Genomic DNA, 23,109 nt, shown 5'->3' with positions numbered 1-23,109 from the left:
GCCTTTTAATGTCACTTTTACATGATATTATCTATATAATCGCACTTTTTGGTGCTATAATGAAATAATCTAAAAGTGTAGGATACATAAATGACCGACTCAGAACTCAAAACCTTAAAAGACAACCTATGGCACGCCGCCGATGTTCTTCGCGCAGGCGCCCACTTAGCAGCAAATAAATACGGACAACCAATTTTAGGCTTAATCTTCCTCCGATATGCAGATATTCTTTACAAACAGCATAAAGCAGAAATCGAAGCCGAATACAATAAATCAAAAGGTACACGAGCCGAAAAATCCATAAAAGATATTTCAATCAAATATTGTGGTTTCTACCTCCCGGAAGAAGCCTATTACACAACAATCAACGACGCGCCCGATGATGCGAACAAGGCAACCCTCGTAAAAAAAGCGATGGAAGCTATAGAACGCGAAAACGAAAAGATGGACGGCGTTCTTCCAAAAGAAGTGTACGGCCAGCTCGTGCCCGAAGAAGAACCTGAACTCCTTTCCAACATCATGCGCATCTTTATGGATATTCCGGAAAACATCAGCGTAGACCTCTTTGGCGAAATCTACGAATTCTTTCTTGGCGAGTTTGCCCTTCAGGAAGGAAAAGACGGCGGAACCTTCTATACGCCGGCAACCGTAGTCCGCTACATGGTTGAAGTTCTCCAGCCACAGAATGGCGAAAAGAAAATCTTGGACCCTGCCTGTGGTTCGGGCGGTATGTTTGTTCAGGCAGCCCGCTTTATGCACCGCCACAACAAATCTTCTGATGAAGTAATGAAGTTCCGCTGTTACGGCGTAGAAAAAGAACCCGACACAGTAAAGCTTGCAAAAATGAATCTTCTTTTGAACAACGTTCGCGGTGAAATTGTAGAAGCAAACTCTTTCTATTCAGACCCTCACAACGCAGTAGGCAACTTTGATTACGTAATGGCAAATCCACCTTTCAACGTAGACGAAGTTGTGTACGACAAAGTAAAAGACGACCCTCGCTTTAACATTTATGGCGTTCCAAAGAACAAATCAAAAACCTCCAAAAAAGGCAGCGACAAAAAAGAAACAGTTCCAAACGCAAACTATCTCTGGATAAGCTACTTTGCAAGCTCCCTCAATGCAACAGGAAAAGCAGCCCTCGTTATGGCAAACTCCGCAAGCGATGCCGGTGGCTCAGAACTCGAAATCCGCAAAAAGATGATAGAAGAAGGAATCATCAGCCAGATGGTAACCCTTCCAAGCAATATGTTTTCTTCCGTTACCCTTCCTGCAACCCTCTGGTTCTTCGACAAACAGAAAACTCAGGACGCTCAGAAAAAAGACAAAATCCTTTTTATAGATGCCCGCTCAATCTTTACCCAGGTAGACCGCGCTCACAGAAAGTTCAGCGACGAACAGATAAAAAATCTGGGAATCATAACCCGGCTCTACAACGGCGACACCCAGGCCTTTAAAGACCTCATAGCAGAATACTCCGCCGCCCTTAAAGCCGCTCCAGAAGCCAGCGACGACAAAGAAGTAAAAACAAAAGCCTACTGGCAGACACAGATCGACTGGCTCAATGAACGCTTTCCAAACGGCACCTACACCGATGTAATAGGCCTCTGCAAAGCCGCCAGCATAGAAGGCGAAGACGGCATCCGCGACCAGGATTATTCCCTCAACGCCGGCCGCTACGTAGGAGTTGTAATCGAAGACGACGGCATGACCGAAGCAGAGTTCAAAGCCAAAATGCTTGGCCTTAATACCGAACTAGAAACCCTGAGCAAAGAAGCCGGAACCCTCGAAAAACAGATTGCAGATAATTTGAAGGAGTTGTTTAAGTAGTAAGGAGGGGGAAGTCTCCCCCTGCGCGCCCACTTCGTTGGTCGCTACCCTCTCGCCTAGGACCACAGGTCCTAAGACCCGGTAGCTCGCAGGCGGGCAGGAAGTTGTCACACGGATTCGAGCCGCCTAACGGCGTCTCTGTGAAAACTGTCATCCCGAACTTGTTTCGGGATCTATAAAAGAGAATTAGGAAAGAAGAACAATATGTGGAATTCAATAAGAGCTGATGAATTTTGTGAATCTGTTAGAGATGGAACTCATGATACACCAAAACAACAAAGTTTTGGTTACAAACTGGTTACATCAAAGCATATTCAAGATGGCCTCATACAACCAGATGATGCATATTATATTTCCGAAGATGATTATAACAAGATAAATGAACGAAGCAAGGTTGAAAAGTGGGATGTTCTAATGGCAATGATTGGAAATGGTCTAGGGCGTTCTGCGATTGTCGAAAATAATCCTGATTATGCTATCAAAAATATAGCCTTATTTAAAATGGGAGGAAATGAAGTAAAGGCTAAGTGGCTTCATTATTTTCTTAGTACTAATTATACACAACAGGTTATTATAAATTATTTACAAGGAACTGGTCAGCCATTTTTATCACTTAGCTTACTCCGTAAGTTTAAGGTTCCAAATCCTCCTCTCCCCACACAACAAAAAATCGCCTCAATACTATCAGCCTACGACAACCTCATACAAAACTACAAAAAACAGATAGAAGCCCTGCAAACCGCCGCCAGCGAACTCTACAAAGAATGGTTCGTCCGCTTCCGCTTCCCCGGCTATAAGAATGTTGATATGAAAGATTCTTCTATTGGAAAAATCCCAAAGACTTTTGAAGTCAAAAAACAGAATGAAGTTATCAAAGATTATATTGGTGGTGGCTGGGGAGAAGATGAACAATCTGAACAATTTTCAATAGAAGCTGCCGTTGTTAGAGGTGCAGATTTCCCCGAGTTTACGAATGGAGATATTACAACATGTCCTGTGAGATATCATAAAGTATCAAATTATAATTCAAGAATAATTGAACCAGAGGATATAGTCCTTGAGGTTTCAGGAGGAACACAAGAACAACCAGTAGGAAGAACTGTTATAGTTTCCGAAGAAAGGTTAAAACGCTTTAATAACAAACTAATTTGTGCAAGTTTCTGCAAACTGATAAAGCTTAATAAATCGATAATATCACCATTATTCTATTATTATTGGATGCAGTTTGTTTATGACACAAGAATCATTGATAGATATCAATTACAATCAACAGGAATCATCAATTTCAAGTTTGAATATTTTTTACGAAAAGGCGATGTTTTACTTCCACCAAAAGATTTAATGAATCCTTTTGAAGAAAAAGTCAGAGTCATTCATTCAAAAATCGAGAGACTTGCAATAGGTATTGAAAATCTAACCCAACAGCGCGACTTGTTGTTACCACGATTAATGAGCGGCAAACTGAAGGTGGAATAAGTACTATGCCATTAGACGCTGCTCATAGAGGATATATGTATCAAGATATTCTTAGTGCATATTTTGTAGCTCACGAAATTGCACTGGAAAACCTTGATTCTAAATTTATATTTGATAAAAAAAAGACACCTCAGGATGTGCCAGATAAATTTGATGATATTACTATTTATCGAAAAAATGAAACTTCATTTTATCAAGTAAAATATAGTGATTCTGAAAATGAGCATAGTCTTGAAAAAGAAGATTTTTCAACGGTAGCAAAGCATGATTTAGCATTGTGGAATCTATTTGCGTCATGGAAAGAGTTAAAATCTGAAAATAGTAAGTTTTATGTTTTGTTATCATGGCAGCCGCCATTAGACTCGGATAAAATATGTGATGTAATAGAAATAGATACCGTAATAAAACCAATTTTTCCCAATGCAATTTGTTATAGATTTAATATTGATAAATTATGGCCAGAAGCAACAGGTGTTATTAGTTCTTGGAGATCACTTAAGTCTGAATCTCTAAATATTGATAGATACGAATTTAAAAAATTTCTGGCTTCATTGAGTATACAATTAAAACTACCAAAACTTTCATATTCTCTAACTGATGGACTTGAAAAAGAATTATGCAATGAAATTGAAAAAATTGGTATTGGTATATATCCAAATGAAAGATTAAAAATCGAAGATGTTGCATATAGCTTTTGGACTTATGTAATTCAAGAACGTTCAAAAAAACATGCAGAAGAAATAAATAGTTTAGATTTCTGTAAAAGAGCAAAAATAGAATTAGATCATGGTGCAATTCCAGAAGATTTTATTATAGATAAAAAAGCTTTAATTAAAACCGATAGTCGATTGAATCAAATAAAAACTGGATTGTCAAAGTCCTCTAGGTTAGTTGTAACAGGAGAACCAGGAACTGGAAAATCATGGTTAATAGAAAATCTGAAATCTCATTTATCTGATACAACTATTATTAGACATTATTGTTATACATCTCTTTCTGAAGAATCAGAAGTCTTTAAAAAACGAGTTTCGAAAGATGCAATGATTGGAAGTTTAATTGCACAATTAGAAAGAGAAATTGGTAGATTTGAAATCCAAGAAAAGAAATATGCTTCTGATATCAATTCTTTGAATGAAAGATTAAATCAAGTAGATAAAAAAGTCCTGTTAATCATTGATGGTATTGATCATGTTTGGAGAACTTATCAAAGAGTAAATGGATATTTATCAGAAAAAGAAGAAACAATTCTTGAAATTATCAATAAAATTAGTTCTACAAATCCTAATGTTTCAATACTTGTACTATCTCAACCTATAGATCAATTATCATTATTAACTACGTTTGATAAAATTGAATTAGTTCCAATTGATGAGTCATTTGTTATTCAATCATTACAGAAGCAAAAAATTAAAAATGTACGAATTTCTGAAACTTCTTTATCAAGATTGGTTTTACAAAAAAGCAATGGAAACGCTCTTTACTGCAAATATATAATTGATTCAATTGCTAAAAAAATCGAAGATTCTGAAAGAATATTGAATGATTTTCCGGCCTATGATAATAATCTGAAAAATTATTATACATATCTAGTATCAACATTACGAGAAAATGATGATGTCTGCTATATATTATGTGGAGCTGATTATTCATTCTCAAAGAAAGAGCTTGAAGATATAACCGGAAATGGAGAGTTCGTAACTGAAACACTTTCGTCATTATCTCCTGTATTACGTTTTTCTCAAAACTTTGGATATAGTATTTACCATGAAAGTTTCAAAAGATTTCTCATAAATCATTTACAATCAAAAGGGCTTAATATTAATAAGAAAGTATATAAGCCATTAATTGAATGGTATAAAGAAAAGAACTTTTTTGAAGACAATAAAGCATATAGTCATTTGCTAAAACTTTATTTTGAAGTTGAAGATTATAAATCAATTCTTGATACCATAGATTTTGATTTTATTTCAAAGAGCTTGTTTTTTGGAAGACCATTAAAGTATATTTCAGATAATATTGCTATTCAAACTGCAGCTTTGGAGTTTGGAGGTTCTCTGGAACAATGCATAATAATCAATGAGCAGAAAAGGGATGTTGATAAATTTGACTATATTGATTCAGATATATGGTATTCCTATTGTCGAGCATTAAAGTTACTTAATGGGCAAAATTGTGTAGATCAATTCTTATGGAATGAAAAAAAGGATCTACTTAAAATAAACGATCTATATCAACTATATACAAAATTTGCTTTAGAGATAGAAGGTGTGGTTCACTGGGATTTATTTCCTAAAGTTAATTTATCAAATAACGATAAACTGATTCCTAACATAGCAATAAAATTACTTGATCTAAAAGATTATAAACGGTTTGATGAACTTTCAAATTTAGTTTTCAAAGAATGTGATAATGAAACAATAAATAAATTTGAGAATACTGTAGAATGGTGGTGTTTAAAACATGGTTCAGATTGGAAATCATCTACAAAAATATATTTAAGGGAATACAATAAAAGAAGAACAACAACTATATCTTTACAAGAATGTATAGAATTAATTACTTGTGAAAAGTTTCATTATTCAGATGATTGGAAGAAATATATTGATTTTCTGCCTGGTATTTTGAATAAAACACCGGTTGAAGAAATTCAAGCATGTATCGTCTCGCTTGAAAATTATAACTGGTTCAGAAATTGGCTTATTTATTATATTAAACTTTGTTTATTAGAAGAAAAGGAATGTTCATTTTCAGAATTAAAGAATGCATTTGCATATTTGGTAAAAGATAAAGAGCCTTTTAAAGGAACACCGAGAACTTGTGATTTGTACAAACAAACAGAATTTATCCATCAGTCTATTTACCGAGGTTTATTACTTTGTAACAATGAAAAAGAACAACAAGAATGTTGTGAATTATTATACCAATTAACGGATCTAACAACTTCTTTTCAAGGAAGTAGAGGCGGTCCTTTAACATATGATGCTTATTTAGATATAATCTCAGATTTTTCAATTAATGATTTCATTCTTTCAAAATATGCAAATGTCGATCTCCGTGATGGTTTATATGATTATTCTACTAAACATTATTTTGATTTATGTTTTTATTTAATCAAAGAAAATAAAAAAGATGATGGAATTAGGGCTTTCAATAATGGAATACGAACACTTTTGGCAAATGGAAATCACAAAGATAGAAGCCTAAGTACTTTATTGGATTGTGCAAATATTTATAATGCGAGATTTAATTCTTTAGATAATAATTTTTGGTTTGATTTGTATGATATGGCTTATGCGGTACAATTTCATACTGATAGAAAAGATACTAGTTATTACCCAACTGAATTTTTTGAAGAGTTTTTTAATTATAATAAGGTGGAAGCACTTAAATTACTGATAACACTGCTAGTTACTCATGAAGGTGTATCTGGTTATCTCGAAGAAGATTTACTTTTAATTTTGAGTAATTGTTCAGATTATTTTAATGCAGATGAATGGTATTTTATTCTCAGAACAATACCTTCCATATTTGATGAAGATATAATACTCAAAGCTTTTGATTTACGTGAGTCTATTTCTGAAAGTATTCGTGGCCAGTATGATAATTGGTTACAAAGTAGGCCATTTTGTAAACAAGAATTTAATACAACTGGTTTTTCACAGCAGATTATTGAAAAGTATTCTTCAGTTTTTAATATTGATTTACCGTTAGAAACAAAAGAGACCTATCCAAAAAGCAGTCTTGATGATGTCGAAATTCCATTTAATGCATCAAATACTAATGAAGCTTTAGATTTTTTTGACAAGAATCATTATAGGAAAGGTTATGAAATTCCATTAATAGAATTCTTAAAAAAGCAACCCACCAGGGATTGCAAGGACTTTCTATTTCCATTTTTGCTAAAGAATTCATATTCTGGACGAGAAATGCTATGGATTTCAGATTTATTCAAAGAAGACACCGATGAATGGATTTATTCTCAAGTAATGATGTTTATTTTTAGTACAGATGGATGGTCAAAAATGATTACTCCAGAGTTCTTAAAAGTAGCATATCAGAAGAATCCAGTTTTAACAAAAACAATATTGAAAGAATCTTTGGGTAAGTTAGTTGCAAACTATGGCTATTATTCTTGGAAATTAGGTTGTAATCTCGTTATAGGTTTATGTGAAGCAGGAATTGAAAAAGATATCATAGAACCACTGTTTAATATACTTAAAAAGTTTGTCGAGTATCGCCTTCCTGATCGTAATTATGATTTAATTAATCAAGATGTATTAAAAGCATTAGATGGGTTCTCGTCACATGAATTGGTTTATGCACTGTTAATTTCAAGGTTAACAACTCTAACAACAGAAAAAACACAGAATATTCTTTTCTCAATAAGTAATTTACTTCTAAGTGATAAAAAATCATTTATAAAACCTGTAGTATGGGCTTTGACAGAGAATAATGAATTATATCCATTACATAGAGCATTATTGCTTCAATTAATTCTTGAAAACAATATTACACTTGATGCGACGCAAAAAGAGAAACTTAAGAAATTATATCCGACAGAATACTTTTTAGAGAATTTCTATTTAGAAAATGTAGTAGATTGCGAAGATTGTATTATTTCTAGTACTGCGCATACTTTGGAATTCAGCGAATCAGAAAATGATATAAAGATACTTTATACATTTATTCCGAATTATTATCACTTAGCTCAGTATGCTGATATTTATCAAGGAACATATACTTTAATGAGCAAAATGATGAAAGAACAATCTGAATTAGTTCAAGATTATCGGTTAAGAGTTGAAGACATATTTATTAGGAATGTAATTCCATTTAATAATTTATATAAAATAGTAAATAAATATCACAAGAAACAATTAGAAGAAGCCTCAAGGTATTTTTCATGTGCCCAATTTATGGAATTGGACTCAAATTTATTAAAGTGTATGCAGGGTGCTCTGTCTATTCGTCCATCTAATTTAGTTACACCTGAAAAAATATATTCTAACCCATCAGAAAAATGTGTTATTGATTGTCCAGAAAGTAATTGGGAAATTTTAGCCTTTTCAGAACATCAAATTATAAGAGAAGATTATAAAACAAAAAAATATTATTCAGCGTGAGCTTTAGCAAAAACAGACAATCAAGAATTGTTTAATTCCTTAAAATTTGATTTGGAGCTTTATTTTAACGATGATGGAATTGATGAAACAAAAAATACAAATCCAATAATGCATAATGTTTTTAAAGATGATTTGGAATGGGGACAAATATTTTTTATTTCACCATATGTTATAAACTCGATGAATTTACAAATATCCACAGATATTGAAAATGGATTACGAGCAATAGATAATTCAGGCGAAGAAATAATTAAGTTCATCCAATGGAAAGAAGAATATTTTATCTCTTCATCAGGAGGTTTAGAATATCCTAAAAAAATAGGACAAGCAGTTTTGATAAGAAAAGATAAATTGAAGGCTTTATTCGATTTATATAATAATGGATTGAGAATGAAAAGTTCTGCACTTCCAACAGATGATGATTGATTAAAAATTGAAACGGAAAATATCTATATTATTAATGCAATGAAGCTATTTCGCAAAATTAAAAAATTATTGATTTTGCGAAATAGACGATGTATACTTTTCTTATGAAATTAATTGAACGGGAATTTTATTTAGAAAAGCTCAAAAGTGTAACAGGAACACCAGATATAAAAGTAATAACTGGTGTACGACGTTCCGGAAAATCTAAACTGATGGATGCATTCATTGAATGGATAAAAGAGACTGACAATAATGCAAATATCATTCACATCAATTACAATCTTTTTGAGTTCGATTCAATTAAAACTGCATCAGCTTTGAATTCTTATGTTGAGGAACGCTATCTAAGCAAGAAAAATAATTTCCTACTGATAGATGAAGTGCAGCTTTGCTCAGACTTTGAAAAAGTAATCAACTCCTTTCATGCAAGCGAAAAATATGACATTTATATAACAGGTTCAAATGCATTTTTACTTTCAAGTGATTTAGCAACACTTTTCACAGGTCGCGTTTTTCAAGTTCTGGTTTTCCCATTTTCTTTTTATGAATATCAAAAATACTTTGCTACCAGTAATATTGAAGAAGCTTTTGATTCATTTGTAAAAGAAGGTGGAATGGCAGGTTCATTTGTTTATAAATCACCTGAAGAAAAGTATTCCTATATAAAAGATGTTTTTAATACTCTGATTACCCGGGATATTGTTCAAAAATATAAAATCAAAAATGAACTTTTGCTGAATAAATTAAATGACTTTATGCTGGATAATATTTCCTCAGAAGTTTCTGTCCGCAAAATTGCTGATACTCTTACAAGTAATCAGGAAAAAACAAATGACAAAACTATAGGCTCATATTTGAATTATCTTTGCAATGCTTACGCCTTTTACAAAGTCCGCCGTTATGATATCCGTGGTAAAAAATATCTTGCAAGCCAGGATAAATATTATCTTGCTGATCATTCTTTCCATTATGCAATTCTCGGTACAAAAAATATGGACTATGGCAGAGTTTATGAAAACATGGTTTGTATTGAATTGCTTCGCAGAGGTTACGAAGTATACACAGGAGTTCTTTATAAAAAAGAAATTGATTTTGTAGCAATTAAACAGAGCGAGAAAATCTATATTCAGGTTAGCGATGATATTTCTTCTCCAGAAACCTTTGAACGCGAAGTATCTCCATTGTTGAGCATAAAAGATGCTTATCCAAAAGTTTTAATTGCACGGACAAGACACGAAAAATATTTGCATGAAGGTATTAGTATTATAAATATCGCAGATTTTCTTTTGAATAAGGAGTAGCGTTTTATGGCAAACTACATTACTGAAGATGACATTGAAGTTTCTCTTATAAATATTCTTAAAAGCGATGAGATGGGATATAACTTTATTCAGTGTGATTCTGATCCTGGGCGAAAAGAAGATTTGAATGACGGAACTGGGCGTACTTCTAAAAAGCAATGTGTTTTGCCAGAGCAGATAAAAACTGCTCTTTACAAAATCAATACAAATATTCCTACTGAGAATATTGATTCCGTAATTCGGGAACTATGCCGCGACTATACAGGCAGCGACATGGTAAAGACCAATTACGACAACTACAATTTGATTCGCAACGGTCGTAAAGTTGAGTTCCAACAAAATGGCAGGCAGACTTTTGATTTTGTTAAACTCATTGATTTTGAAAATCCCGAAAACAACATTTTTACTGCAGTTTCGCAGTTATGGATTCAGGGACAGTATATCTGGCGAAGACCGGATGTAATCATTTTTGTAAACGGTCTTCCTCTTGTTTTTGTTGAACTTAAAAATGCCATAATTAAAATAGAAGAAGCTTATAATAAAAATCTTACGGATTACAAAAAAGACATTCCGAATCTTTTTGCCTTTAATCAGATTTGTGTTTTGAGTAATGGTTTGGAAACTCGCCTTGGTGCCTGGAATTCAGATTTTGAGTTTTTCTTTGAATGGCTTAAAGTCGAAAGCGAAAATGAAAAGCCAAACCGCAAAGATATTAAAGCACGCGGTGTATCCATTGAATACTTTGCCCGAGGTCTTTGTAAAAAAGAACACTTAATTGATTACATAGAAAACTTTATTTTGTTCCAGAATCAAAAAGTCAAAATCATTGCAAAGAACCATCAGTTCCTCGGTGTAAATAATCTTATGCGCAATGTTGAACGCCGTGAAGAGCTTAAGGGAAAGCTTGGTGTTTTCTGGCATACTCAAGGATCCGGTAAATCATATTCCATGGTTTTCTTTACAAGAAAGTGTGCTCGTAAATTAAAAGGCAATTTTACTTTCTTTATTGTTACAGACCGCACAGATCTTGATACTCAGATCTACAAAAACTTTGTGCGCACAGAAGTTATCGGAAATAAAGAAGAATGTCAGCCAAAGAACTCAGAACAGCTGCGAGAATATCTTAAGAGCAACAAGAAATTCATTTTCTCTATGATTCATAAGTTCCGCTATGATAAGGGAAAGAAATATCCTGTTCTCAGCGAGCGCAACGACATTTTTGTTTTGATAGATGAAGCACATCGTACCCAGTACAAAGACCTGGCAGAGAATATGCACACTGCTTTGCCGAATGCAAACTTTATTGCCTTTACAGGAACTCCGCTGCTTGGTTCAAAACGTCTTACAAATCAGTGGTTTGGAGATTATGTTTCTGAATATAATTTTGCACAGTCGGTAGAAGACGGCTCTACAGTTCCTTTGTTCTACAGCCGCCGTGTTCCTGAAGTGGGACTTACAAACAACTTCCTTGATGATGATATTGTAGACATCATTGAAGATGAAAATCTTAATGAAGAAGAAATCAAAAAGCTGGAAGATTCCGGCAGCAAGATAATTGAAGTTCTTAAGCGCGATGAACGCCTTGATAAAATTGCTCAAGATATTGCACATCATTTTCCTCGTCGAGGATTCCTTGGAAAGGGAATGGTTGTTTCTGTAGATAAGTTTACAGCTGTAAAAATGTATGACAAAGTTCAGCATTACTGGGAAGAAGAAAAGAAACAGCTTATAAAGGACAGAAATAGTGCTGCCACAAAAGAAGAGCGCGATGAAATTACTGCCCGCCTGGACTACATGAACAATGTCGAAATGGCAGTAATAATTTCTGAAGATGCGGATGAAGAAAAGAAGTTTGCAGAACAGGGATTAAATATAAAACCTCATCGTGACAAGATGAATAAGATTGTTGACGGAGTAGATATTGAAGACCGATTCAAAGATAAAAATGATCCGTTGCAGCTTGTTTTTGTTTGCGCAATGTGGCTTACAGGTTTTGATGTTCCAAATCTTTCTACGCTCTATCTTGATAAACCTATGAAAGGACATACCCTCATGCAGGCAATTGCACGTGCAAACCGTGTTTATCCGGGTAAAACAAGCGGTATCATTGTAGATTACGTAAATGTCTTTAAGTATATGCAGCAGGCCCTTACCGATTATGCAACCGGCGATGACGGAGATGAGTTCCCTGCAAAAGATATTGAACACCTTCTTGAATTAATTGGTCAGAGTATTAATGAAGCAGATGAGTTTTTAAGCGAACTTAATATCAGTCTTGATGAAATCAATAAGCTTCCCGGTGACTTAGAAAAACTTGAAGCCTTACGAAATGCACTGGAAATCATTTACCAGAAAGATGAAGGCAAAGAAAAGTTCCGCGTTATTACAAATACAATGCTTAATCTTTACGAAGCAAGCAAACCTGAGATTTTCGAGATGGGCTGGCAGAATGAAAAGTTTAAGCCGTTAAAATATCTGAACGATTTGATGAATAACAATGTTGATGATGAAAAGTTAGACCGTGCAAAAGCCAGAATGCAGGCATTACTTGATACATCAGTCAGTTCAGAAAAACCGGAAGACACCAGCGACCCTAACGGCAAAAAGTCATCAAACTATCTAATTCATGAATTCAAAGTGATAGATCTTTCTAAAGTCGATGTAGAAGAACTGCGCAAAGAAATACACAAAGCCCAATACAAAGCAATCGAAATAGATGATATGAAAGAGTTCATCCAGAAAATGCTGCAGATTATGATAAACAAAAATACTACACGTATATCTTTCAGTGAACGCTTTAAAAACATCATTGACCAATACAATGCCGGCGGTAGTGAAAACGAAGATTATTATGAGCAACTCTTACAGCTTATCGAAGACATGAAAAACGAAGATAAACGTGCTGAAACTGAAGGCCTTACCGAAGAAGAACTGGAAATGTTTGACCTTCTTATAAAAGGCCGAAAACTCACAAAAGACGAAGAACAGAAAGTAAAGCTTGCAGCAAAAAATCTCTATAAAAAACTCACAGAAGAAAAACAGAATCTTTTTGTTGTAGACTGGTACAAAGATGAACAGGCCTCAACAACAGTAAAAGATGCTATCATTTCTTCACTTGATGCCGACTTACCACAAAGCTTTGATAAAGAAGCATTTGATTCAAAAATCAATTTGCTGCTTAATCATTTTGTAGATATGTCAGTACAACATTATGGCTGGTTAGGAGAAGTTGCGTAAAGTATGGAACTATCAGCCAAGATATTTTATCATTACACATCAATTCCTGCTTTATACGAAATCGTAAAGAACAAATCTCTTTTGCTCAGTGGTGTAGAAAGCTTAAATGATATAGAAGAAGCTTCATACAGTATTACAGATTTTGAGAAAGATTTTCGAACCTTATATGAAACAAAAAATGATAAGTTCATCAATTACTTATATGAAAATGCTTTTGTTCCAAAATTAAAAGAATTCGAAGAGTTAGCACGTCCTGATATAGAGCCATTTGTTTTTTCATTATCTACAAAATATGATAATCTTGCCCATTGGGATAGATATGCTGATTCTAGAAAAGGAGTTTGTATTGGAATTAATGTTTCAAAATTGCAAACTATACAATTTATAGCTTCTGGATTTGTTCAAATAAGTCCTATCATTTATGATGAAGAAAGTAGATTAGAATATTTTTGGAAGAACTTAGCAGATAAATTAATAGGCCATAAGACTTTTCGTATTTTTCCAGAAATTCCACAAGATTTATTTTATAAGGATATGGGATATACACTTATTTCTGACAGCTATAGGCAGATGAAATATTTTGTCAAAAATACTGCTTGGAAAGATGAAGGCGAAATAAGACTTGCTTATGAAGATACCTTAGCTAAGGATACTTTTTCAAAAATCCCACATCTACAAGAAGTTTATAAGGATTTCTCATTTCCAGATATGAATTCATTATTTAAACAGAGCGGTTTAGATGTTCTAGAATTTAAGTTAATTAACAATAAAATTCGTCCATGCCGTTTTTTGGATATTAGTCCAGTATGGGGAGAAGGTCTTATTACAGAAGTAATGCTTGGTCCAAAATGTGAGCAAAGTAAAAGAGATTTGGAATTATTCTTGAAATCTTCAGGACTTAATGATGCTCTTGTTACAGAATCTAGAATAAAAATACGCTGAAATGATTTTAAATTAACAGTTTAATTCTTTTTGAACAGTGTATTGGTATTATAAAGGTGTTAGGGAACTAAAACTATGGAAAACAAAATCAAAGTATTTGAAAATAAGAATGTTCGCACTGTCTGGAATGATGAGGAAGAAGACTGGTATTTTTCGGTTATTGATATTATTGAAATTCTTACAGGCAGCAATAATCCTCGAAGATATTGGAGCGACTTAAAACGAAAATTAATTTCTGAAGGAAGTCAGTTGTACGAAAATATCGTACAACTGAAATTACCCGCAGCTGATGGTAAAAAATATTCTACTGATGTGTTATCCACAAAAAACGTTCTCCGTCTCGTTCAATCAATTCCTTCTCCAAAAGCAGAACCTTTCAAAGTATGGCTTGCACAGATAGGTGCTGACCGTTTGGATGAAATTGCAGATCCTGAAAAAGCTATTATGCGTGGTGCCGATTTTTATCGTGCAAAAGGCTATACCGAAGGCTGGATTAATCAACGTTTGCAGACAATCGAGATGCGAAAAGAGCTTACCGACGAATGGAAAGCCCGAGGAATTGAAAAAGAGAAAGACTACGCAATTCTTACAAACGAAATGACAAAAGCCTGGAGCGGTCTTTCTGTAAAAGAATATAAGCAGAAGAAAGGTCTGAAAAAAGAAAATCTCCGCGACAATATGACCAATATTGAACTCGTTTTGAATATGCTTGCCGAAGTTACTGCAACATCCATTTCAAAACAGGAAAAGCCAGAAGGTTTTGAAGAAAACAAAAAAGTTGCTGTCCGAGGTGGAAAAGTTGCAAACTTTGCACGAGAAAATTATGAGAAAGAAACCGGACAGAAAGCAATTTCATCACTAAATGCAAAAGATAAACCGGCTCTTGAGATTGGAAATAATAAAGAAGATAAGCGCTAGTTTTTTCTCATAAAATATGCAGATTCTTCAGCGATAAGTGTCAAAAAAATGAAGTTATCGCTGAAGAATCACATAATTTGTATATTTTTATTAGCAAAGTATGTTTATGTCACGAAAACTGTATAATTTTCGTGACATAATAATTTTTACATCTTTAAACTAACAGTTTATATCTTTTCTATACTTCAAAAATTATAATTTCCATATGAAAAAGAACTTAAAAGAACATCACGAAAAAACTTTTGGCAAAGATGAAAGTTATGAAACGTTCGTAAATGAAATAAAATCAATGGCAGAAGGCATTATGCAGCTCAGTTTACAGGCTGTTCAAATTTATACTCCAATCGTAAATCGAATAATTTCTGATACAAGTGCTACTCAACACGAAGTTGAATACTTAATGGATTTTATGCTCTCCCTTTGCTATACAGAAGAGTTTACAAATCTGTTCAAAAAACTCTGTCGAGGAATCTTTCCCCGTTTCCCTGATACAGTTTATTGCTATGCAAAATATTATTTTGAAGAATATGAAGATGATTTTGAAAATCTTGATATCAGTGAAAAATTCTTGAGAGAAAATAAGTTTATATAGTTTTTTCTCAATTTACATCGATAACTTTATGCATAACCAATAATATGTTATAATCTTTTACGGAGGATGATATGGGCATTTATTTAAATCCTGGAAATGAACTTTTTGCACAAATTTCAAAGAATAAAATATATGTTGATAAGTCAGGTATGATTCCAGCCCTTATAGAAGTATTTGAACGATGGAATCAATATGTATGTGTCAGCCGTCCTCGTCGTTTTGGTAAAACAGTAATTGGAAATATGCTTTGTGCTTATTTTTCTAAAGGCTGTAATTCAAAAGAACTTTTTAAAAACTCTATTGGAAGTAAAGATCCAATTTTTGAAAAATATCTTAATAAAGTAAACGTCATAAAAATTGATTTAAATTCGGAATATCAAAATATTGAAGATAAAGAAAATTTTATTAGTATTATTTGTAAACGAATTAATAAAGAACTAGCAAATGAATTTCCAGAATGTAAAATCGATATAGCAGATGATTTACCATACAATTTAATTTATATTTACACTCAAACAAAAGAAAAATTTGTAATAATTATTGATGAATACGATATTTTAGTTCGCGAAGTTGTTTCTGGAAATATTAGTGATGAGCTGTTTAACAAATATCTTGCATTTTTAAATGGATTATTCAAAAATACGACTTTACAACCTGCAATTACTCTTGCTTATCTAACAGGAATTCTTCCTATTATCCGAGAGAAGATTCAGTCAAAATTAAATAACTTTACTGAATACACAATGTTGGGATCGAATGGACTTGCTCCATATATTGGATTTACTGCAGAAGAAACTAAAGCGATTTGCGATAAAAATAATTTTAATTATGAAGAATGCAAACGCTGGTACGATGGATATAAACTTGAAAATGTTGAATTATACAATCCTCGTTCTGTACTTGAGTCTATAAGAAATAACAAAATACAAAGCTATTGGGGACAGACCTCAACTTATGAAGTAATTTCTGATTATATTGGCATGAACTTTGATGGTACTAAAGATGAAGTTATAAAGATGATTTCTGGCGACTACATTGATGTTAATGTCACTTCTTATAAAAATACAATGACCGGTTTTAAAACAAGGGATGATGTTTTTACATATCTAATTCATCTTGGCTATCTTGCATATAATTCAAAAAAAGAACAATGCTATATTCCTAACAGGGAAGTTCAAGGTGAATGGATAAATGCATTAAAGATTTGTGCTGATTATTCAACAACAAATAAAATCATTGAAGCATCAAAACAACTTTTAGAAGAAACCTTTAACGGTAATGAAGATGCTGTCGCAAAAAGCTTAGATGAAAGCCATATACATGTAACCAGCAATCGTTCTTACAACAATGAAGACGCTTTACATTGTGCAATTTATCTTTCGTATATTTATGCGTTAAACAAATATAATGCATATCGCGAGATTCCTGCTGGGAAAGGAATTGCAGATATGACTTATGTTCCAGTTTTACCTGATTTACCGGCTTTAATTTTTGAGTTAAAGCATAACGGAATAGCAGAAACCGCATTAAATCAAATTAAGGAAAAGAAGTATTATGACTCTCTATCAAATTATTCAGGCAATTTGATATTTATAGGTATTAATTATGATGAGAAAACTAAAGCTCATACCTGTAAAATTGAGAGATTTATAAAGGAATAATATTTTACCACCAATTACTACCTTTTTTTGGGTGTTACCAGGTGGTAAAAAACAATTTCACAATAATTGTTGAAGATTTTTTATAAAAATGGCCAACATTTGGTAAATTCGTGAAATTTCAACCTTAAACATTTGGTATTTTCGGTATATTTTTTATTCTTGAATAAATTCTGAATACTCTTCTTTCGCAAATCCGAACTCCCGCTCTCCAAACAGCACCAGAGTCATCTCATCAAAATCATCCTGATGCAATTTCATAGTTTCTACAGCAAGTTTTATGGCATCCCTCTGCGGATAGCCGTAAACACCGGCAGAAATCAGCGGAAAAGCAATAGTCTTAAGCCCATTTTCCTTCGCAAGAGTTAAAGAATTTTCATAACAGGAAGTCAAAAGCGCTTCTGCCTCTGCAGGTTTATGTTCAAAATAAACCGGACCAACAGTGTGAATTACAAATTTCGCAGGAAGTTTATAACCTTTTGTGATTTTTGCTTCGCCAGTTCTACAGCCGTGAAGAGTACGGCATTCTGCCAAGAGTTCAGGGCCTGCAGCCCAATGAATAGCGCCATCAACACCGCCGCCTCCAAGAAGGCTTGAATTAGCAGCATTTACAATTGCATCGCAATCCAGCGTTGTGATGTCACCTTTTATAATTTTGATTTTTCCCATAGTGGAGCTGATCGGACTTGAATCCTTATATAATTGTAAATTAATAAAAAAACAGTCCAGTGGACTATTTTTTTATTAATTATCCATCAACAAATTGTAGCGCTCTAGCCAGGTGAGCTACAGCCCCGATAATTTTATTATATCACAATTCCGTATATTTTTTATTGCTTCCTTTCGCTTTTTCAACCGGATATTTTGCTTCGTTCATCGTCATTTTCATATTGATGATTTCGTCTTCATCAAGATCGAGTTTATCGAGCAAATTACGGCAGTAAACCATAACATCAGCAAGTTCTTCTTTTACATGCTGCAAGTCGTAATCTTTATCTGACCACTGAAAGCATTCCAAAAGTTCATTTGCTTCTATAGAGATTGATTTTGCAAGATTTGCAGGGGTATGAAACTGATCCCAATCGCGATCTGCGGTAAATTTTCTTATTCTGTTTATTGTTTGTTCTGTCATTATGTTTTCCTTCTCTGCATTATAGCAGAGATTCAATGACAAAACACAAATTGAATCCTATTTTCAAGATAAAAAGATTTACGGAGAATACAAGAATCGAACTTGTATAGGCGGATTAACAGTCCGCTGCACTAACCATTGTGCTAATTCTCCAAAGACGGAAGCTACAGGATTCGAACCTGCATGGAGATACAATCTACCGCCAGTTTTCAGGACTGGTGCCTTACCAATTAGGCTAAACTTCCAGACAAGGTTGATACGGGAGTTGAACCCGTTTTACTGGGATGAAACCCCAGTGAACTAACCGTTATTCTAATCAACCAAAATACGGGGCCGGATGGATTCGAACCATCGGAGTCCCTGATGAAACTCGCCGGTTTAGCAAACCGGTACCTTAAACCACTCGGACACAACTCCAGATTATAGTCTGCACCAGAATCGAACTGGTATTTTCTGATAGAAAGTCAGATGTGCTGACCGTTGCACCAGCAGACCAAAGGAAGGGAGATACCTGAGATTCGAACTCAGAATGCCTGCTCCACGGGCAGGAGTGTTACCTTTACACTAGTAACTCCATAAAAGAGATCTGGATGGGATTTGAACCCACGAAATGACAGTTTTGCAGACTGTTCCCTTAGACCACTTGGGTACCAGATCTATCACGCGCATTAGGATTCGAACCTAAGACCTTCGGTTTTGGAGACCGATGCTCTACCAGCTGAGCTATACGCGTATTTGTTTCATGCAATAAGAACTTCCACGCCCTCCACATCATCAATTTCCATCTCAACCATTCTATATCATCCATAGTTACGCCAAGTATCTGTGCAAGTACAACAAGGTTATCGATTGTCGGGAGATTCTTGCCCTGGTACCAATTGTAAATCGTCTGGACATACGGAAAGTCGAGAAGAATCTGCAGCTGACGAGGTGTAATGCTCCGCTGCTTCATAAGTGTTTTGATTTTTGTACCTGTAGCCTCTAAATCCAGCACAGGTTTAAGATATGTAGTTTTCACGTTGATAACTCCTTACAGTTCGGAGCTTCAACGCCTAAAAAGGAAGGTTACGCAGAAACTCCGTTTACAAAAATTGACTTACAGTTCGACGAACTGTTTTCATTCCAGCTTTCATTCTCACACCAGGAATGTTCAGAGAAATGACATTCCGACCATGAATGACTGCTATGATTGAGACAATTAGAAATGTAATTACTCATAGTTTTCATCTCTGAAACCCCATGTAAGAAATAAGCCGGCTCAAGCCAACTTTTGCGTCGTTTCAACGCTTTGTGATTTTAATATAACACAGTCTAAAATTTAAATCATTAAAGACGTTCTATAATTCTTCTTTCGTCTGGATTCGAACCAAAACTAAAAGCACCAAAAGCTTTTGTGCTACCAATTACACTACGAAAGATGGGTATGGATGGAATTGGACCACCGACGACGCGGATATGAGCCGTGCATTCTACCACTGAATTACATACCCGAAATAGGACATATTGGATTCGAACCAATGACCTGCCGATTAGAAGTCGGCTGCTCTAATTCCAGCTGAGCTAATATCCTATGATGTTCTGGGTGAGACTCGAACTCACAATTCTTTCGAAAACTGTTTTTGAGGCAGCTGCGTCTTCCAATTGCGCCACCAGAACTTAACTTTGCTTCAGGAGAGAATCGAACTCTCATACCATAAGGCATCTGGTCCTTAGCCAAACGTGTCTTCCATTTGCACCACTGAAGCATATTTACCTGCGAAAGGTCTCGAACCTTCATACCATAAGGCAACTGATCCTAAGTCAGTCGTGTCTTCCAATTGCACCACGCAGGCATAAATTACTCTGAGCAGGACTTGCACCTGCAAACCATTCCGGTAACTGGTCTTAAGCCAGTCGTGTATTCTAAATTCCACCATCAGAGCATAAGCGCGGAAGGATGGACTCGAACCATCTACTTTGGATTTTCAATCCAGCGCTTTGCCAGTTAAGCTACTTCCACATAATAAGTAGTGAACGGGACTTGAACCCGCAACAACCGGCTTGGAAGGCCGGAACTCTACCAATTGAGCTATCACTACATAAAGTTCTCCCAGTAAGATTCGAACTTACACCACCCAGAATCAGAATCTGGTACACTACCATTTATGCTACAGGAGAGTAATTACTTTTTAATTCAAGCCGATTTTGCCTCCCGAATATCACACTCAATTTCAATTACATCGCGGACAATGAAATCATCGATGGAAACACCGTAGATTTCGGCAATGACAATCATGTTATCAATGGAAGGAATATACTTACCCTTCTCCCATGCGTAAATTGCCTCAGGACTTGAGAAATTGAAAATAGTTTGGATTTCACGTACCGAATAACCTGCACGGATTCGGCATTCTTTGATTTTTGCAGCAGTTGCTGCTACGTTGATTACTGGCTTATTAATTTTACACATCCGTTTCTCCTTAATTCCGGGAGCCAACGCATGTAAAAAAAATTAAGCGTTGGTCTTCCCTACAAAATTTCCAAAAGTAGTCTGGCCAATAAAGCCAAACCCGTTAAACATTCCCTGTAACAAGCTGAGGCCCTGCTGCATAAAAAGCTGGAACCTGCAGAGAGAGAGCTGAGACAGTCTTAATGTTTGCAATCTAAAAATGTTAGAACCTGCTTTCATCTCAGTTCCTCCTTCTTAAAATACAAGGTGCTCAACGAGCACTACTTCTGAGATTTCTGTAAAAGAAACGCTTTGTAGAAGTGATAGTTTGAATATACAACCTATTATGATTTTTGTCATTCAAGTTGTACTTTAGTGATTGTAGTTTTCTCAATACTAGTACAATAATCAAAGTATAGGACTCTATATCACTAAAAATCCCATAAATCTCCATAAGAAATTCTAGTTTCAGTATTATAATCATAATGTAACATAGCAAAGTCTCTTTTTTTTACTTCTTTACATTCTTGCAACATGTCTTTTTGCCATTTTCGTTCTTTCTTTTTTGACCAGTCATTACCAGAAATTTCTTTCTTAAAGCACTCTTTACAATATGGACATATCCAACCTGTAGTTCTCCAAATAATATGTTGTCCTTTAGAGTTCTTAGGTTGTTTACCACATCTAATACATGTCCATTTAGAAATCATTCCTAATTTATTTTCTAGCTCAAATATCTCTTTATTTCCAAAGCTTGTATAACATCTAAAAGAACCGTATTTTTCTTTTGTTTCGAATATCATAAAATCTTTCTTTATTTTTTCATTTAATTTGTCATATTCTATAAAGAGGTAAGTAAGATAACGTTTCCATATGTGTTCCCAACCAGAACCGTCCCAAGAAGTCCATTCATTATATTCTATATCTTCATCTAAAGTATCATGCGTTTTTTCACCAGAATAAATGTTTCTATATACAAGAAATGGGTATTTTTCAAGCAATTCTATCATTTCTTCTCTAGCTAAGGTATATTTTATTTCTTTTGTATTTCCATTCATAAAATCTCCAAGAATATTACGCCGGTTATATCAATTCAGATTATCCCTCAAAACTTTTATTGAACTTTTCGAATTTCTTGTAAGTTTCAATTGCGAGTTTTTCAGCATCAGCAAACTTTTCGTGAAGAATCGCTTTGCCATTGCAGTTGCGGACTTTATATTTATCATCTTTTGTATGCTCAATCATAGGAACATGTTCGTGATTACAAACGGAATACCACTTGCCGTTAATCTGTTCCTTATGCCATTTAAAATTATTTTTCATCTAACTACTCCATTTAATCTTTCAAATCTACCAATCACTAAAATCAATCTCATAGTCCCATTTTTCTCGTAATTCCGAAAGCTTTTTCTCTTTTTCTTCATACGAATATTTCGGTTTTTTGATTCTCAGAAATTCTTCCATAGTGATAGTTGTGTAGGGCTTCGATTCTTCCTCATATTTTTCTTTACATGATTTACAAAAGCAATTTTTTATCATCCCCAACGAAGTTCCTAAAAGAGTGTATTCAAATCTTTCAACGCCTACTGCTCCTTGATATGTTTCTCCTTCAGGATGATTTTTTGCTCTGTGTGCTTTTTGCCATTTCCTAATCTGATTCATTTCCTCTACTGTAAATGAATGACCAGGATCATATTCAATTTCCTTTTCTACCTTAATAATTGGAACAAATGAAAGATTTTCCTGTAAGTCAGAAATGAAGTCTTTCATATAGACTTCTTCACCATTTGTTTTATCTTCGTACAGTTGCTTCTTTGCTTTTTCGATATCATCAAAATATAAATCATTTGGTATTGAAATTTCAGGTATATAGCTATCCTTAAAAACTTCTTTGAAGGCTTTTGTTTTCTTGAAATGATTCTTATAAGCTATTTTAAGTTGTGCTTTAAATTCTCTTCTATTACTTTCTGATATTTCCAAAAATTGTATTACCATATTATTAGAATACAAAAGCTTTACACAAAAATCATTAAACTAATAATTTAA

General features: G+C 34.3%; 18 protein-coding genes, 14 tRNA genes and 1 pseudogene. 10 read left to right on the top strand and 23 right to left on the bottom strand.

Features of this window, described 5'->3' with window-relative positions; genetic code table 11:
- Window positions 1-90: 90 nt before the first annotated feature.
- The 10 genes from BM161_RS01455 to BM161_RS01410 all read left to right on the top strand — a co-directional run bounded on the left by BM161_RS01455 (window position 91) and on the right by BM161_RS01410 (window position 17,506).
- Window positions 91-1,830, top strand: a complete 1,740-nt coding sequence (locus BM161_RS01455) for a type I restriction-modification system subunit M (protein WP_074929883.1) — start codon at window positions 91-93, stop codon at window positions 1,828-1,830.
- 204 nt (window positions 1,831-2,034) lie between these two features.
- The gene (locus tag BM161_RS01450) at window positions 2,035-3,306 is read left to right on the top strand and encodes a restriction endonuclease subunit S (RefSeq protein ID WP_074929882.1); all 1,272 of its coding nucleotides are present in this window, start codon (window positions 2,035-2,037) and stop codon (window positions 3,304-3,306) included.
- 5 nt (window positions 3,307-3,311) lie between these two features.
- Entirely contained in the window at window positions 3,312-8,429 is a 5,118-nt protein-coding gene (locus BM161_RS01445; protein WP_074929881.1) for a P-loop domain-containing protein, read from the top strand.
- A 27-nt stretch (window positions 8,430-8,456) separates the two neighbouring features.
- Window positions 8,457-8,855, top strand: coding sequence for a hypothetical protein (locus BM161_RS01440; RefSeq protein WP_074929880.1), 399 nt, complete (start codon window positions 8,457-8,459; stop codon window positions 8,853-8,855).
- Window positions 8,856-8,959: 104 nt separating this feature from the next.
- Window positions 8,960-10,156, top strand: coding sequence for an ATP-binding protein (locus BM161_RS01435; protein ID WP_074930259.1), 1,197 nt, complete (start codon window positions 8,960-8,962; stop codon window positions 10,154-10,156).
- Window positions 10,157-10,162: 6 nt separating this feature from the next.
- Window positions 10,163-13,393, top strand: a complete 3,231-nt coding sequence (locus BM161_RS01430) for a type I restriction endonuclease subunit R (protein WP_074929879.1) — start codon at window positions 10,163-10,165, stop codon at window positions 13,391-13,393.
- Window positions 13,394-13,396: 3 nt separating this feature from the next.
- Window positions 13,397-14,335, top strand: a complete 939-nt coding sequence (locus tag BM161_RS01425; protein WP_074929878.1) for a DUF2971 domain-containing protein — start codon at window positions 13,397-13,399, stop codon at window positions 14,333-14,335.
- 75 nt (window positions 14,336-14,410) lie between these two features.
- A complete protein-coding gene (locus tag BM161_RS01420) occupies window positions 14,411-15,253 on the top strand; it encodes a BRO family protein (protein WP_074929877.1) in 843 nt (280 codons plus the stop codon).
- Between the two features lie 205 nt (window positions 15,254-15,458).
- Entirely contained in the window at window positions 15,459-15,845 is a 387-nt protein-coding gene (locus BM161_RS01415) for a hypothetical protein (protein ID WP_083425627.1), read from the top strand.
- A 71-nt stretch (window positions 15,846-15,916) separates the two neighbouring features.
- Window positions 15,917-17,506, top strand: coding sequence for an AAA family ATPase (locus BM161_RS01410; protein ID WP_074929876.1), 1,590 nt, complete (start codon window positions 15,917-15,919; stop codon window positions 17,504-17,506).
- Between the two features lie 153 nt (window positions 17,507-17,659).
- On the opposite strand, the gene BM161_RS01405 is transcribed toward BM161_RS01410, so the two are convergent.
- From BM161_RS01405 to BM161_RS01295, 23 genes and pseudogenes are all read right to left on the bottom strand, one after another.
- Window positions 17,660-18,184 (bottom strand): O-acetyl-ADP-ribose deacetylase, encoded by a 525-nt coding sequence (locus tag BM161_RS01405; RefSeq protein WP_425319043.1) that lies wholly within the window; start codon window positions 18,182-18,184, stop codon window positions 17,660-17,662.
- Between the two features lie 130 nt (window positions 18,185-18,314).
- Window positions 18,315-18,635, bottom strand: coding sequence for a nucleotide pyrophosphohydrolase (locus tag BM161_RS01400; protein ID WP_022932406.1), 321 nt, complete (start codon window positions 18,633-18,635; stop codon window positions 18,315-18,317).
- An 81-nt stretch (window positions 18,636-18,716) separates the two neighbouring features.
- Window positions 18,717-18,788, bottom strand: a tRNA-Asn gene (locus BM161_RS01395).
- A gap of 5 nt (window positions 18,789-18,793) precedes the next feature.
- Window positions 18,794-18,880: transfer RNA gene (locus tag BM161_RS01390), tRNA-Ser, on the bottom strand.
- An 83-nt stretch (window positions 18,881-18,963) separates the two neighbouring features.
- Window positions 18,964-19,052: transfer RNA gene (locus BM161_RS01380), tRNA-Ser, on the bottom strand.
- 6 nt (window positions 19,053-19,058) lie between these two features.
- Window positions 19,059-19,130 (bottom strand) — tRNA-Glu (locus tag BM161_RS01375).
- Between the two features lie 87 nt (window positions 19,131-19,217).
- Window positions 19,218-19,292 (bottom strand) — tRNA-Cys (locus BM161_RS01370).
- Between the two features lie 3 nt (window positions 19,293-19,295).
- Window positions 19,296-19,368: transfer RNA gene (locus BM161_RS01365), tRNA-Trp, on the bottom strand.
- A 75-nt stretch (window positions 19,369-19,443) separates the two neighbouring features.
- Window positions 19,444-19,629: pseudogene (locus BM161_RS14530) on the bottom strand (helix-turn-helix domain-containing protein); the annotation flags it as partial.
- A gap of 71 nt (window positions 19,630-19,700) precedes the next feature.
- On the bottom strand, window positions 19,701-19,853 hold the full coding sequence (locus BM161_RS14320; RefSeq protein ID WP_177206183.1) for a hypothetical protein: 153 nt from the start codon (window positions 19,851-19,853) through the stop codon (window positions 19,701-19,703).
- 200 nt (window positions 19,854-20,053) lie between these two features.
- Window positions 20,054-20,125 (bottom strand) — tRNA-Met (locus BM161_RS01350).
- Window positions 20,126-20,129: 4 nt separating this feature from the next.
- Window positions 20,130-20,205, bottom strand: a tRNA-Arg gene (locus tag BM161_RS01345).
- A gap of 4 nt (window positions 20,206-20,209) precedes the next feature.
- Window positions 20,210-20,291 (bottom strand) — tRNA-Leu (locus tag BM161_RS01340).
- Between the two features lie 7 nt (window positions 20,292-20,298).
- Window positions 20,299-20,380 (bottom strand) — tRNA-Leu (locus BM161_RS01335).
- A gap of 5 nt (window positions 20,381-20,385) precedes the next feature.
- A tRNA-Leu gene (locus BM161_RS01330) sits at window positions 20,386-20,467 on the bottom strand.
- A 95-nt stretch (window positions 20,468-20,562) separates the two neighbouring features.
- Window positions 20,563-20,634: transfer RNA gene (locus BM161_RS01325), tRNA-Phe, on the bottom strand.
- A gap of 6 nt (window positions 20,635-20,640) precedes the next feature.
- A tRNA-Gly gene (locus tag BM161_RS01320) sits at window positions 20,641-20,713 on the bottom strand.
- Window positions 20,714-20,719: 6 nt separating this feature from the next.
- Window positions 20,720-20,792: transfer RNA gene (locus tag BM161_RS01315), tRNA-Gln, on the bottom strand.
- A 16-nt stretch (window positions 20,793-20,808) separates the two neighbouring features.
- Window positions 20,809-21,084, bottom strand: a complete 276-nt coding sequence (locus BM161_RS01310) for a helix-turn-helix domain-containing protein (protein WP_074929874.1) — start codon at window positions 21,082-21,084, stop codon at window positions 20,809-20,811.
- 42 nt (window positions 21,085-21,126) lie between these two features.
- On the bottom strand, window positions 21,127-21,303 hold the full coding sequence (locus tag BM161_RS14315; protein WP_177206182.1) for a hypothetical protein: 177 nt from the start codon (window positions 21,301-21,303) through the stop codon (window positions 21,127-21,129).
- A 191-nt stretch (window positions 21,304-21,494) separates the two neighbouring features.
- Complete coding sequence (locus BM161_RS01305; protein ID WP_074929873.1) at window positions 21,495-22,121, bottom strand: hypothetical protein; 627 nt, start codon at window positions 22,119-22,121, stop codon at window positions 21,495-21,497.
- 40 nt (window positions 22,122-22,161) lie between these two features.
- Complete coding sequence (locus tag BM161_RS01300) at window positions 22,162-22,386, bottom strand: hypothetical protein (RefSeq protein ID WP_074929872.1); 225 nt, start codon at window positions 22,384-22,386, stop codon at window positions 22,162-22,164.
- A gap of 27 nt (window positions 22,387-22,413) precedes the next feature.
- Window positions 22,414-23,058 carry a hypothetical protein gene (locus BM161_RS01295; RefSeq protein ID WP_074929871.1) on the bottom strand — a complete coding sequence of 215 codons (645 nt, stop codon included), beginning with the start codon at window positions 23,056-23,058 and terminating at the stop codon, window positions 22,414-22,416.
- Window positions 23,059-23,109 lie beyond the last annotated feature (51 nt).

Origin of the sequence: Treponema bryantii (assembly GCF_900113965.1) — a bacterium.
GTDB classification, from domain to species: Bacteria; Spirochaetota; Spirochaetia; order Treponematales; family Treponemataceae; genus Treponema_D; species Treponema_D bryantii_A.
Note: the sequence above shows the minus strand (reverse complement) of the source record. Positions and strands in the feature narration are given on the sequence as shown.